Origin of the sequence: Nocardia sp. NPDC051750 (genome assembly GCF_044453135.1) — a bacterium.
Classification (GTDB): domain Bacteria; phylum Actinomycetota; class Actinomycetes; order Mycobacteriales; family Mycobacteriaceae; genus Nocardia.
In genome coordinates, this window is record NZ_JBITCK010000002.1 from 1131699 (window position 1) to 1144442 (window position 12744).

Annotated in this window: 9 protein-coding genes; 7 read left to right on the forward strand and 2 right to left on the reverse strand. The window is 69.2% G+C overall.

From position 1 onward, the window contains the following. Window positions 1–214 precede the first annotated feature (214 nt). Both ACIA75_RS12650 and ACIA75_RS12655 read left to right on the forward strand, forming a co-directional pair. Entirely contained in the window at window positions 215–1150 is a 936-nt protein-coding gene (locus tag ACIA75_RS12650; protein WP_397103052.1) for a hypothetical protein, read from the forward strand. Window positions 1151–1429: 279 nt separating this feature from the next. Beyond that, the gene (locus ACIA75_RS12655; RefSeq protein WP_397103054.1) at window positions 1430–1945 is read left to right on the forward strand and encodes an NlpC/P60 family protein; all 516 of its coding nucleotides are present in this window, start codon (window positions 1430–1432) and stop codon (window positions 1943–1945) included. Window positions 1946–1975: 30 nt separating this feature from the next. Here the strand turns inward: ACIA75_RS12655 and ACIA75_RS12660 are convergent, their stop codons facing one another. Then, entirely contained in the window at window positions 1976–2851 is an 876-nt protein-coding gene (locus ACIA75_RS12660; protein WP_397103056.1) for a UTP--glucose-1-phosphate uridylyltransferase, read from the reverse strand. Window positions 2852–3070: 219 nt separating this feature from the next. Here ACIA75_RS12660 and ACIA75_RS12665 point away from each other — a divergent pair, with 219 nt between their 5' ends. The 5 genes from ACIA75_RS12665 (at window position 3071) to ACIA75_RS12685 (ending at window position 11810) form a co-directional block, all read left to right on the forward strand. Continuing rightward, entirely contained in the window at window positions 3071–4669 is a 1599-nt protein-coding gene (locus ACIA75_RS12665) for a DNA polymerase IV (RefSeq protein WP_397103058.1), read from the forward strand. A gap of 95 nt (window positions 4670–4764) precedes the next feature. Next, entirely contained in the window at window positions 4765–5271 is a 507-nt protein-coding gene (locus ACIA75_RS12670) for a hypothetical protein (RefSeq protein WP_397103060.1), read from the forward strand. 144 nt (window positions 5272–5415) lie between these two features. Further along, entirely contained in the window at window positions 5416–8625 is a 3210-nt protein-coding gene (locus tag ACIA75_RS12675) for an arabinosyltransferase domain-containing protein (RefSeq protein WP_397103484.1), read from the forward strand. A 34-nt stretch (window positions 8626–8659) separates the two neighbouring features. Beyond that, window positions 8660–11086 carry an HAD-IC family P-type ATPase gene (locus ACIA75_RS12680; RefSeq protein ID WP_397103062.1) on the forward strand — a complete coding sequence of 809 codons (2427 nt, stop codon included), beginning with the start codon at window positions 8660–8662 and terminating at the stop codon, window positions 11084–11086. A 109-nt stretch (window positions 11087–11195) separates the two neighbouring features. Further along, window positions 11196–11810 (forward strand): GNAT family N-acetyltransferase, encoded by a 615-nt coding sequence (locus tag ACIA75_RS12685; protein ID WP_397103064.1) that lies wholly within the window; start codon window positions 11196–11198, stop codon window positions 11808–11810. Between the two features lie 39 nt (window positions 11811–11849). Here the strand turns inward: ACIA75_RS12685 and ACIA75_RS12690 are convergent, their stop codons facing one another. After that, window positions 11850–12617 (reverse strand): helix-turn-helix domain-containing protein, encoded by a 768-nt coding sequence (locus ACIA75_RS12690; protein ID WP_397103066.1) that lies wholly within the window; start codon window positions 12615–12617, stop codon window positions 11850–11852. Window positions 12618–12744 lie beyond the last annotated feature (127 nt).

Sequence of the window (12744 nt, forward strand, 5' to 3'; positions counted from 1 at the left end):
CCACCCCCCCCCCGGCCCCCCCCCACCCCGGCGTTTTGTTTGGGGTGTGGGGGGGGGGGGGGGGGGGGGGGGGGGGGGGCGCGGGGGGGGGGGGGGGGGGGGGGCCCCCCCCCCCCCCCCCCCCCGCCCTTCCGGCAGTGCGCGCCGGGTGCGTGGCCGACCGTGACGTTATGGCCATGACCGGCGACCGTGTGGCGCACTAGGGTAGGACCTTATGGCTTCGGACAATCCCGACGAGTGGTGGCAGCATGCCCCCGAAGGGCAACAGAACAAGAACTCCCCGTCGGGGCAGTGGCAGCAGGGTTATCAGTCGCAGGGTGGGCAGCAGAGCCCGGCGGCACCGTGGGGGCAGACCGCGGGGCAGGTTCCGCAGCCTCCTCCGCCGCAGGGCGCCTGGGAGGTTCCGCCGCTGGGTTCCGGCGGGCAGGGAGGCCCGCCCAGGAACAACGGACCGCTGATCGCGGTGCTGGCAGTGGTGGTGGTTCTCGTGCTGGTCGGTGTGGTCGGCATGGTGCTCCTACGGTCGGGGGGATCGCAGGAGAACACCGCCTCGGCGACGAGTGCGGCGACCGGAACAACCGACGCGACCACCACCTCGGCCACCTCTACCACCACCACGAGCGCCCCCGCGCCCGCACCGGGTACACCTGCCTTCGAGGAGGGGCTGACACCGGTTGTGCTGAGGGGCTCGACTTTCCAGGACGGTGAAGATACCTACACGATGGCCTTCAAGGACTGGCCGTTCGCCTTCCGGACGCCGGGCTCCTGGGGTTGTATGAAGGGCTCGGTGGACAAGATTCCGGATGCCCAGGCCTGGGGATGTGTCGACGAGGGGGATTCCTCGGCCGGTCAGCGGGTGAACCTTATCCTGCGCAAATGCCCGGCCACCTGTGATCCGGCGACCCGGGTGCAGTTCGACAACGACTGGTTCGACAAGGACGGCGCGGCCGAGCAGTTCGACCCCAACACGTCGTATGTGGAGACCGCTTCGAACGACAAGGGCAAGTACACCATCGATCTCAGCCGCTACATCGCCGCGGAGCAGGGCGGCGAACCGGTCTGGCAATTGGGCGTCTACGTGGAGTCTCCGTCGGCGACCAAGGATGCGGTCCTGAAGACGCTGAACGACATCCTGACGCAAACGCAATAAACATTTTTGTGATTTAGATCACACGCTGATAGTTTGCCAGGTGTTTGGCGACCACCCTTCGGCCGGGCACAATCATCACCGATACCGCTGCTTCCGGACCTCCGGGAGCGGCGGGAACGGTGATCATTTCGTTCGGTTCTACCTGAGTGATGTTGTGCCGGAGTGGATCCTCCGGCATGACACCTGTGGTCCGCGGTAGCCCACCAGTCCGGCGGATGCCGCGAGTTAACCGGGATATCGCATGGTGTCCCGCGCACCGACCGGCAGAAGGGTGGGCACGTGATCGGAATTGCACTGCGCCGGGGTATCGCCGGCCTGTTTCTCGCAACGGCCGTCACCGCGGTGGCGGCGGCACCGGGCTGGGCACAATCATCCGGAAGCGCCAGCGGATCGGCTTCCGGCTCCGGCTCGCTCAGCGCCAGCGGCTCGGCCGGCCTGCCGATATCGACCAGCAACGGTCTCGGCGCGCTGGCCGCCGCGACCTCGCAAACCGGGAAAATGTACGAATGGGGTGCCACCGGCCCCGATACCTGGGACTGCTCGGGACTGGTGCAGTGGGCATTCCGCCAGGTCGGGGTCATGCTCCCGCGGACCACCTGGGAACAGGCGAAAGTCGGTGCCGCGGTGCCGCTGCATGCACTGTCCCCCGGCGATGTGGTGATCATCAACCAGGACGCTTCCCATGTCGGGATCTACGCCGGGCTCGGGCAGGTGCTCAACGCCTACGGCGCCGGAGTACCGGTCGGGCTCACCCCGATCGGGCAGTTCTATGTGCACAGCATCCGGCGCTTCTGACCGGACCCCGATCGTTCCGGCCGCCGCCGGTCACTCCACCTGACGCCGCAGCAGCGGGCCGTAATCGGGATGGGCCAGCGCGGAGGCGAACTGCGCGATGAGATAGTCGCCGGGGTTGCCGGTGTCGTACCAGCGGCCCTGGATGACCTGGCCGTAGACGGCGTGCTCGGTGGCATAGGCGTTGATCGAGTCCGTCAGGTACACCTCGCCGGTGCGGTGGGTGTACCAGTTCTCGGTCTGGGTGCGCAGTTCGTCGATGATCCCGGGGGTCACGACATAGCCGCCGACCGCCGCGTACGCCGACGGGGCGTCCGCGGGCTTCGGCTTCTCCACCAGGCCGGAGATCCGCAACAGCCCGTCGTCGAGATCCTCGCGCACCACCGGGACGCCGTAGCGCTGCGATTCGTTCGGGTTCATCGGCATGAGCGCCAGCACCGGGCAGCCGGTGGATTCGTAGGCGCGGATGAGCTGCTGGGCCCGCGGCACATCGGCCACGAACACATCGTCGGGCCACAGCACCAGCATGGGTTCGTCACCGGCGGTACGTGCGGCATTCAGTACCGGCGTGCCGTTGCCGTACGGGCCGTGCTGGTCGAGATAGGTGATATGCCCGAGCCGGGACAGCTCCCCGACTTCTTCCACCGCGTCGGCATAGGCGCTCTTACCGTCGGCACGCAACTGGGCGACCAGTGCGGGATTCGGCCGGAAATGATCCTGGATCAGCGATTTTCCGCCGCTGACCACGATGGTGATATCGGTGATCCCGGAGGCCACCAGCTCGCGCACCGTATGTTCGATCACCGGTTTGTCGCCGACCGGAAGCATCTCCTTGGGGATGGCCTTGGTCAGCGGCAGCAGTCGTGAACCGATACCGGCAGCAGGAATCACGGCCTTGCGGATCTTCATGGTCCGAGTCTATGGCGCGCGGGCGCGCGCGGGGCCGAGGCCCCCTCGGCGGCAAGTCACGGTGGACGGCGGTCCTGCTCACCTTCCGCCTGTACGGTCCGGTCCGCGCTCCACGCTCATGAGCGCTGTCGGTGGTCCCGCGTAGATTCACGCCTATGGAGACCAGCGGAGTCGTGACCGGGGGCGCGGTGATGTGGAGCCGGGACCGGTCGTCCGGTCGTGAGTGACAGCCATCCGGTGGCGGGTTCCGGGCCGGTGGGGAACCCGTCCGCGGGCGAGACCGCGCGGCGCTGGGTGCTGCATATCGATATGGACGCCTTCTTCGCCTCCTGTGAACAGCTCACCCGCCCGACGTTGCGGGGCCGGCCGGTTCTCGTCGGTGGTACCGGTGCGCGGGGAGTGGTCGCGGGGGCCAGTTATGAGGCACGGGTGTTCGGGGCCCGTTCGGCCATGCCGATGCACCAGGCGCGGCGGCTGGTGGGAGTGACGGCGGTGGTGGTCCCGCCGCGCGGGGCGCTGTACGGCGTGCTGAGCGGTCAGGTGTTCGATACGTTGCGGGCCCGGATCCCGGTACTCGAGACACTGTCGTTCGACGAGGCGTTCGGCGAACCCGCGGAACTGGTGGGGGCGAGTGTGTCCGAGGTGGTGGATTTCTGCGCCGAATTGCGGGCGGCGGTGCGGGAACGAACCGGGCTGGTGGCCTCGGTCGGGGCCGGTGGTGGGAAACAGCTCGCCAAGCTCGCGTCCGGGATGGCCAAACCCGACGGGATCCGGGTGATCGCGCCGAGTGAGCAGCAGCAGCTGCTGGCCGGGCTGCCGGTGCGCAAACTATGGGGTATCGGGCCGGTGGCGGAGAGTCGCTTACGTGTGCTCGGGATCGAAACCGTCGGGGCGTTCGCCGCTCTGTCCGAGGTGGAGGCGGGATCGATCCTCGGCGGCAGTGTCGGTGCCGCGCTGCACCGGTTGGCTCGGGGGATCGACGACAGGCCCGTCGCCGAGCGTGCCGAGGCCAAACAGATCAGCGCCGAAACCACGTACGAGAGCGATATCGTGACGCTGGAGCGGTTGCGTCCGGCGATCACCGAGATGGCCGCGGCCGCGTACCGCAGACTCGTCCGGGACGGTCGCGCCGCGCGCACAGTGGTGCTGAAACTCAAACGCGCCGATATGAGTATCACCACGCGGTCCAGCACACTTCCCTATGCCACCGAGGATCTGGCCACGCTCACCGCGGCGGCGCAGCGGGCCGCGGTGGATCCGCGGGAGCTGGGACCCGTGCGCCTGGTGGGGGTCGGGTACGCCGGATTGTCGGCCATCCGGCAGGAATCGTTGTTTCCCGAATTGGACCGGGTGGGCGCAGGATCCGCGGACCCCGAAACCACCGCCGGTTCCGGCGAAACGGTCCGGTCGCCCGATCTCGCGGTCGATCCCGCTACCGCCGGAAGCCCGGTGCATCCGGCCGCCGCGCCGGAATTTGTGGCTACGGAGCAAGAGAGCTCTGTGGATTCGGTGAGATCTACCGTGGCCGGGCCGCCCGCCGAGGTTCCCGGGCAGACATCCGGCACCGTGCGCGCCGGGTCTGCCGAAACCGGCGATGCGGCCGTGGATTCGGGAGTAACCGCTGGTAGCGCCGTGGACTGGCGGCCGGGATCGGATATCTCACATCCCGAGTTCGGCTTCGGCTGGGTTCAGGGATCGGGGCACGGCCGGGTGACCGTGCGGTTCGAGTCCCGCTCGACAGGACCGGGTATCGCGCGTACTTTCGCTGCCGACAACACCGAGTTGCGCCCTGCGGATCCGCTCGGCAGCCTGTCCTGACATCATGCCGGGTAGGTTGGTCCGGGCAGCGTCGCCGGTTCCGGTGGAGCTGCCGCAGCGCACGACACCGAACCCCGAACGCAAAGGACGAGCAGTTGAACCTTCGCAAGACCGGACGTATCGCGATCGCCGGCGTGGCCGCCGTGGCCGCGCTGACCCTGACGGCGTGTGGTAGCGATGATTCCGACTCGGACACCACTGCCGCGAGCAGCACCACGGCCGCGGCCGAGACCACGGAGGCGGCCGCCGATACGCCGCCGGTGCCGACCGCGGCGGATCTGAACGCTCAACTCCAGCGCGCGCTCGACCCGGCCGTCCCGAACGAGGAGAAGCTGCAGATGGTTCAGGGCGCCGAGGCGGACCCGGAGCTGCCGTCGAAACTGAGCCAGTTCTACACCCAGTCGGGTGCCACGATCGAGGTCACCGAGGTTCAGGATTTCGGTACCGAGATCCAGGCGAAGGCCAACCTCACGCTGAACGGCCAGACCAATGTGGCCGATGTCCCGTTCGTCGCCGAGGACGGGGTGTGGAAGGTGCAGCAGCAGTGGACCTGCACCATGCTCGCCAACGCGCAGATCCAGTCGCCGGCCTGCGCGGCCTGAGTTTCGCGACCTCGAACCCGGCCGGTCCGCGTTGTGCGGACCGGCCGGGTTCGGTCTTTTCTGTGGACGCGGCGTCGTGGTCGGGGTCTGCGGATGAGCCGCACATGATGGGGCCCGTTAGGATTGCGCTCCGTGGCTGACACGATGGTGGTGGCGGCGCCCGAGCCGGCAGAGATCTCCGATAGTCCGCGACCTCCTTCACGGGGTGGCTGGGCCCGGCCGGTGGCGCTGGTGTCGGCACTGATCGGGGCCCTGCTGGCACTGTCGGTGCCGCTGCTGCCGGTGCGCGTGGACGCCGCGACGCTGACCTGGCCGCAGGCCGATTCCGCCGCATCGATCGAGGCGCCGCTGGTGGCCTACGCGCCGCTGAGTTTCGACGCCACTGTGCCGTGCGCCGCGATCCAGCAGTTGCCCGCCGGTGGTGTCCTCACCTCCACCGCGCCCTACGGCGCCGCCGACCTGGAACGTTACGGTTTCCTGGCCCGGGTCCGGCCGCCGACAGCCGAGGCGGGTGCGCAGCTCGATGTGGTGTTGCGCAACCAGTCGCTGTTCAGCGTCCCGGTGGCCGAGCTGGCGCCGGGGTGTGAACTCACCGTGGGTGCCGGGATGACCGAGACCGTGGCCACCCTCACCGGTCACGAATCGGTGGTGCTGGGCGGGGATTTCCGGCCGCAGCTGGTCGGGGTGTTCAGTGATCTCGGCGATCCCGCCGGTGTCTCCGTTGCCGCCGAGGTGGACAGCCGGTTCAGCTCCACGCCCACGCTGCTGAAGCGGATCGCGATCTGGTCCGCGGTGCTGGCGACGGTGATCTCGCTGGTCGCCCTGCACCGGCTCGACAGCCTCGACGGCCGGCGCGCCCGGCGTTTCCTGCCCGCGCGCTGGTGGACCTTCCGGCCGGTGGATTTCGTGGTGCTGGGCACCTTGGTGCTCTGGCATTTCATCGGCGCCACCACCTCCGACGACGGCTACCAGTTCGGGATGGGCCGCACCTCGCAGGCCGCGGGGTATATGGCGAACTATTTCCGGTACTTCGGGGTACCGGAGAATCCGGTCGGCACGCCGTACTACGACATCATCGGCCTGCTGGCGCAGGTGAGTACCGCCAGCCCCTGGGTGCGGCTGCCGACCCTGCTCGCGGGCATCGTGGCCTGGCTGGTGATCAGCCGTGAGGTGGTGCCCAGGTTCGGGGCCGCGCTGCACCGCAACCGGTTCGTCCCGTGGACCGGTGCGCTGGTGTTCCTGTCGGTCTGGTTGCCGTACAACAACGGCCTGCGCCCGGAACCGATCGTCGCCCTGGGCGTCCTGCTCACCTGGTGTTCGGTGGAGCGCGGGATCGCCACGCGGCGGTTGCTGCCGTTCGCGGTCGCCATTCTGATCGCGGCGTTCAGTTGTACCGCCGGCCCGCACGGGCTCATCTGCCTCGCCGCGCTGCTCGCCGGGTTGCGCCCGCTGATCAAGATCATCACGGCGCGGGCGCGGCGGGTCGGCTGGCTCGCGCAGCTGCTCCCGCTGGCCGCCGCGGGCGTTCTGGTCCTGGTCGTGGCCTTCGCGGACCAGCCGTTCACCGCCATGATGGAGATGCGCCGGGTTCACGAACTCGCCGGACCGCATGTGCTCTGGTACGACGAATACCTGCGCTACCAGTACCTGTTCATGGGGACGGTGGACGGTTCGCTGGCCCGCCGGTTCGGGATCTTCGTGCTGATCGCCGGGCTGGCCGTCTGCCTGCTGACCCTGCTGCACAAGGGCGGCCGGATTCCGACCGCCGCGGTGGGGCCCTCCCGCCGCATTCTGGGGGTCACCGTCGGCGCCATGGCGCTGATGATGACGACACCCACGAAGTGGACCCATCACCTGGGTGTGTTCGCCGGACTGGCCGGCGCGGTCGCGGTCCTCACCGCGGTGGCGGTCGGCCCGCGGGTGATGCGCGGGCCGCGGAACCGGGCGCTGTTCGCCGCCGGGGTCGCGTTCCTGATGGCGCTGGTGTTCTCCGGACCGAACGGCTGGTGGTACGTCTCCTCGTTCAGCATTCCGTGGTGGGACAAACTGCCGGCGGTGGCCGGTATCGGCGTCAACAAGGTCTTCCTGCTGGGCGCCGTACTGCTGCTGGCGCTGGCCGCGTGGTGGCATGTGCGCGCACCGGACACCGGGCACCACCGGATCTCCCGCTGGGGGTGGCGTTTCGCGAAGATACCGCCGCTCACGGTGGCGGCCGCGTTCATGGTGCTCTTCGAGGTCGCCTCGTTCGCCAAGGGTGCGATCAGCCAGTATCCGGCGTTCTCGCTGGCGAGTTCGAATCTGAGCGCGGTCGCCGGGAACGCCTGCGGGCTGGCCCCGCACGTCCTGGTGGAAACCGATCCGAATCGGGGCATGCTCGCGCCCCTCGCCGGTGACCCGGCGGCGACTCTGGCCGGTACCGGCACCGGTTTCACCCCGGCCGGTGTCGCGGGCAATCTGAGTGCCGACGCCGAGGAAGGCGCCGACGCCGCCATCGCCGATTCGATGGGTGACGCCGGCGCCGGCACCGATGTCGCCACCGGAACGGACAGTCCGGCACTGCCGTTCGGTCTCGACCCTGCAACTCCGGTGCTGGGTAGCGACCACGCCGACGGCCCGGCCGAGTTGACCAGCGGCTGGTTCCGGCTGCCGCCCGTCGCCGACCGCGCGGATATCCTCGCACTGAGTGCCGCCGGCCGGATCTGGTCGCGCGACGCCGACGGGGTGGTCACGCACGGACAGTCCCTCGAACTCGAATTCGGGTCCACCACCGCCCCGGGCGGATCGGCCACCGAACCCGTCGCGCTGCGCCGGGTGAACCCGATCGATATCGGCCCGGCCCCGTCCTGGCGCAATCTGCGGGTCCCGCTGGCGCCGTATGCGGATGCCGATACGGTGCGGATCGTCGCCGCCGACCGGGATCGTGACGCGCGGCAATGGCTGGCCTTCACCCCGCCGCGGATGCCGCAGACCCAGGATCTGAACACGGTCGTCGGCTCCACCGATCCGGTGCTGCTCGACTGGGCCGTCGGCCTGCAGTTCCCGTGCCAGCGGCCGTTCGACCACCGCACCGGAATCGCCGAGGTACCGAAGTACCGGATCCTGCCGGACCGAGTCGGTGCGCACGACACCAACCTGTGGCAGAACCACGACGGCGGCGGCCCGCTCGGCTGGACCGGGTTGCTGCTGCAGGCGCGCACCCTGCCGACCTACCTGGACCAGGACTGGGACCGGGATTGGGGTCAGCTCCAGCAGTTCCTGCCGATCGACCCCGACGCGGTCCCGGCCCGCCCGCGGATCACCCAGGAGGAGCATCCCGGCACCTGGACACCCGGCCCGATCAACGTCGCCTGGTGAGCCCCCGGTCGCCGCGCTCGATACGCTGACCGTCATGTCGACAACTGTGCAGGCTGTCGGGGAGTCCGGGCTCACCGCCGCCGAGGTGGCGCAGCGGCGCCGGGACGGGCTCACCAATGATGTGCCGGACCGGGCGAGCCGGTCGGTCCGCGATATCGTCCGGGCGAATGTGTTCACCCGGATCAACGCGATCCTGGGTGTGCTGTTCGTCCTGGTCATGGCCACCGGTTCGGTGATCGACGGAATGTTCGGGCTGCTGATCGTGGCCAACAGCGCGGTCGGCATCATCCAGGAGGTCCGGGCCAAGCGGACGCTGGACCGGCTGGCGATCGTCGGTCAGGCCCGGCCCACGGTGCGGCGGGACGGTCGGGCCGAGCAGGTCGCGCCCAAGGATGTGGTGCTCGACGATCTGATCGAACTCGGGCCCGGCGATCAGATCGTGGTCGACGGAGTGGTCGCGGAAGCCGAACTGCTCGAGGTCGACGAATCGCTGCTCACCGGCGAATCCGACGATGTGGCCAAGGAGACCGGCGCACAGGTGCTCTCGGGCAGTTTCGTGGTGTCCGGGTCCGGGGCCTACCGGGCCACCAAGGTCGGCAAGGACGCCTACGCGGCGAAACTGGCCGAGGAGGCCAGTAAGTTCACCCTCGTCGATTCCGAACTGCGCAGCGGGATCGACACGATCCTGAAGGTCATCACCTATCTGCTGATCCCCGCCGGGGCGCTGAGCATCTACAACCAGCTGGTTTCCAGCGGAGAGTCGTGGCGGCCCGCGGTCACCGGGATGGTGGCGGCGCTGGTGCCGATGGTGCCCGAGGGCCTGGTGCTGATGACCTCGATCGCGTTCGCGGTCGGCGTCGTGCGGCTGGGTCAGCGCCAATGCCTGGTGCAGGAACTGCCCGCGATCGAGGGCCTGGCCCGGGTGGACGTGGTGTGCGCGGACAAGACCGGCACGCTGACCGAGAACGGGATGCGGCTGGCCGAGCTCCGGATGCTCGATCCGGGCCCGGACGCGGAATCCGCCGCGCGGCAGGCGCTCGCGGCGATGGCGGCCGATGATCCGCGGCCGAACGCCAGTGTGCAGGCGATCGCGGAGGCGCTGCCGGATACGCCCGGCTGGACATACACCGCGGTGGCGCCGTTCTCGTCGGCCAAGAAATGGAGCGGTTTCTCCTACGGTGCGCACGGCGACTGGCTGCTGGGCGCCCCCGATGTGCTGTTGGACCGCGGGTCCGCCGATGCCCGTGCCGCGGAGGAGCTCGGCGGCGGCGGGCTGCGGGTTCTGCTGCTCGCGCGCGGCGACCGGGTCGTCGATGCGGCCGGTGCGCCCGGGACGATCACCCCGGTCGCCTTGGTCGTCCTGGAGCAGAAGGTCCGGCCGGATGCCCGGGAAACGCTGGACTATTTCGCGAGCCAGGACGTGTCGATCAAGGTGATCTCCGGCGACAACGCCGTTTCGGTGGGTGCCGTCGCCTCCTCGCTGGAGCTGCCCGGCGGCGACCGGGCGGTCGACGCGCGCACCCTGCCCGAGGATCGCGACGAACTGGCCGCGGTACTGGACGAGCAGACCACCTTCGGCCGGGTGCGCCCGGACCAGAAACGCGCCATGGTCGGTGCGCTGCAGTCGCGCGGGCACACCGTCGCGATGACCGGCGACGGGGTGAACGATGTGCTGGCGTTGAAGGACGCCGATATCGGTGTCGCCATGGGCGCGGGCAGTCCGGCTACCCGGGCGGTCGCGCAGATCGTGCTGCTGGACAACAAGTTCGCCACCCTGCCCTACGTGGTGGGGGAGGGCCGGCGGGTGATCGGCAATATCGAGCGGGTCTCGAATCTGTTCCTCACCAAAACCGTGTACTCGGTGTTGCTGGCGTTCCTGATCGGTGTGGCCGGAGTGGGCTCGCAGATCTTCGGCTACGAACCGATCGGCTACCCGTTCCTGCCGCGGCATGTGACGATCGCGGCCTGGTTCACCATCGGTATCCCCGCCTTCATTCTCTCGCTGGCGCCGAACAACGAACGCGCCCGCAGCGGTTTCGTCGGCCGGGTGATGCGGCTGGCCATCCCGTCCGGTGTGGTGATCGGCACCGCGACCTTCGTCGCCTATCTGATCGCCTACGCCGGCCCGGAGGCCAGTGACGCGCAGAAGATGCAGGCCGGAACCACCGCGCTCATCACTCTGATCATGATCGCGGTCTGGGTGCTGGCGATCGTCGCCCGCCCGTACAACTGGTGGAAGCTCCTGCTGCTGGTGGTGTCGGTGGTGGCCTATCTGGTGTTGTTCACGGTGCCGTTCACTCGCGAGTTCTTCGCCCTCGACCCCTCGAACGTCCGTCTCACCACGGCCGCCTTCGTCTGCGGCGCCATCGGAATAGTTCTGGTGGAGGTGGCTTGGTGGCTGAGCGCCACCGTGCGCGGCGAATCCCACAAACTGATCCCCGCCGCACCCGGCGAAGCCTGACCCGCCGGCCCGGCCGAGTTTCCGGGCATCGGATCGCGGCCTATGGTTCGGTCAGCGACCGACCCGGGCCGGGACGCGTGACACCGAACCCTACGACGTCAGGACACAGATGCCTACTTCTCCCGATGTACGGCCGGGCCGCCGTGACGAGATCACCGGTCTGGCACGCACTCTGGCCGCCGCCTTCCAGGACGATCCGGTGATGGAATGGGTCCTGCCGGACCCGCGGCAGCGCCTGCGGGGTGCGCAGCGATTGTTCGCCGCGCAGACCCGGCATCATCATTTCGCCTCCGGCGGTGTGGATATCGCGGTCGACCCCGCCGGTGCGATCAGCGGTGCCGCGCTGTGGGATCCGCCCGGGAAATGGAAGGCCTCACCCCTGTCGGAACTGCGGATGTTCCCGCAACTGGCCCGGGCGTTCGGTACTCGGCTGCTGGTGGGTAAACGCCTGGCGGACACCATGACCCGCGCGCATCCCGAGGAGCCCCATTGGTACCTCGCGACGATCGGCACCGATCCGGAGCGGCGCGGCCACGGATTCGGGCAGGCCTTGCTGCGGGCGCGGCTGGAACAGTGTGACCGCGAGGGGGTTCCGGCCTATCTCGAATCGAGCAAGGAGTCGAATATCGCCTACTACGAGCGGTTCGGCTTCGAGGTCACCGGCACGATCGGTATCCCGGACGGGGGACCGGATCTGTGGCCGATGTGGCGTGCGCCCCGGTGATCCGGCTGGTACCGCCGGCTGCGCGGCCGCGCGAGTAGCTCAGCGGGCGGATTCGGGCGTCCGGTTCCCGGCGCGGCGGGAGCGGCCCGGGGTGTGGCCGAGGATCTCCCGGTACACGTCGATGAACGCACTGGCCGAGGCCCATCCGCAGCGGCCGGCCACCGTGGTGACGGGCAGGCCCTCGGCGAGGAGTTGCACGGCGCGGTGCAGGCGTAGCTGGGTGCGCCACTGCGGGTAGGTCATGGCCAGTTCGGCCCGGAACAGCCGGGTGAGCGTCCGTTCGCTCGCGCCGATCCGGCGGCCCAGAGTGGCGAGGGTCCACACGACCGTCAGATCCTGCTCGACCAGTGCGCACGCCCGCCGCAGGCGTTCGTCCCGGGCGGCGGGCAGGCTCAGCTGCTGGCGTGGGCTACGCCGCAGCTGGTCGAGCAGGACCTGCTGGATGCGGTCCAGTTCGGGCTCCGGCAGATCCGCCGGGGCCGAGCAGGTGATCACGAGTTCGCGCACCAGGGCGGGTGTCGCGAGGACTGTGGGTGTGGTCCAGTCGCCGGCCCCGCCGGGGTGGAAGGCGACGCAGTGGAACCGGGTCGGGCCGTAGAAGTGGTGCTCGTGCCAGTGCCCGGCGGGGATCCAGATCGCGCGGTCGGCCGGTGCGATCCAGCAGCCGGTATCGGTGCGGACCTCCGCCGCGCCGGAACTGGCGTAGACCAGCTGGTGGTCGATATGCCGGTGCCGCTCGATCCGTGATCCGCCGGCGTGATCCCGCACCGAAGTCGGCGCGGGAGAAGGTTGGCTGGTTTCCGGCACAACATGGCATTTTATCGGAAGAAGACACCTCCCTCGCTTTCCTACGCTGAGCGCAGTGGGTAGTAGCGGGAAGGATCCGGTGGTGAGTACATCCGTCGAAACAGCGGTCGCGGTCCCTGGGGAACCG

Excerpts from the sequence above, each read along its gene's own strand:
- ACIA75_RS12660 (WP_397103056.1), bottom strand. The coding sequence starts at position 2,851 with ATGAAGATCCGCAAGGCCGTGATTCCTGCTGCCGGTATCGGTTCACGA.
- ACIA75_RS12675 (WP_397103484.1), top strand. The coding sequence starts at position 5,416 with ATGGTGGTGGCGGCGCCCGAGCCGGCAGAGATCTCCGATAGTCCGCGA.
- ACIA75_RS12650 (WP_397103052.1), top strand. The coding sequence starts at position 215 with ATGGCTTCGGACAATCCCGACGAGTGGTGGCAGCATGCCCCCGAAGGG.
- ACIA75_RS12680 (WP_397103062.1), top strand. The coding sequence starts at position 8,660 with ATGTCGACAACTGTGCAGGCTGTCGGGGAGTCCGGGCTCACCGCCGCC.
- ACIA75_RS12685 (WP_397103064.1), top strand. The coding sequence starts at position 11,196 with ATGCCTACTTCTCCCGATGTACGGCCGGGCCGCCGTGACGAGATCACC.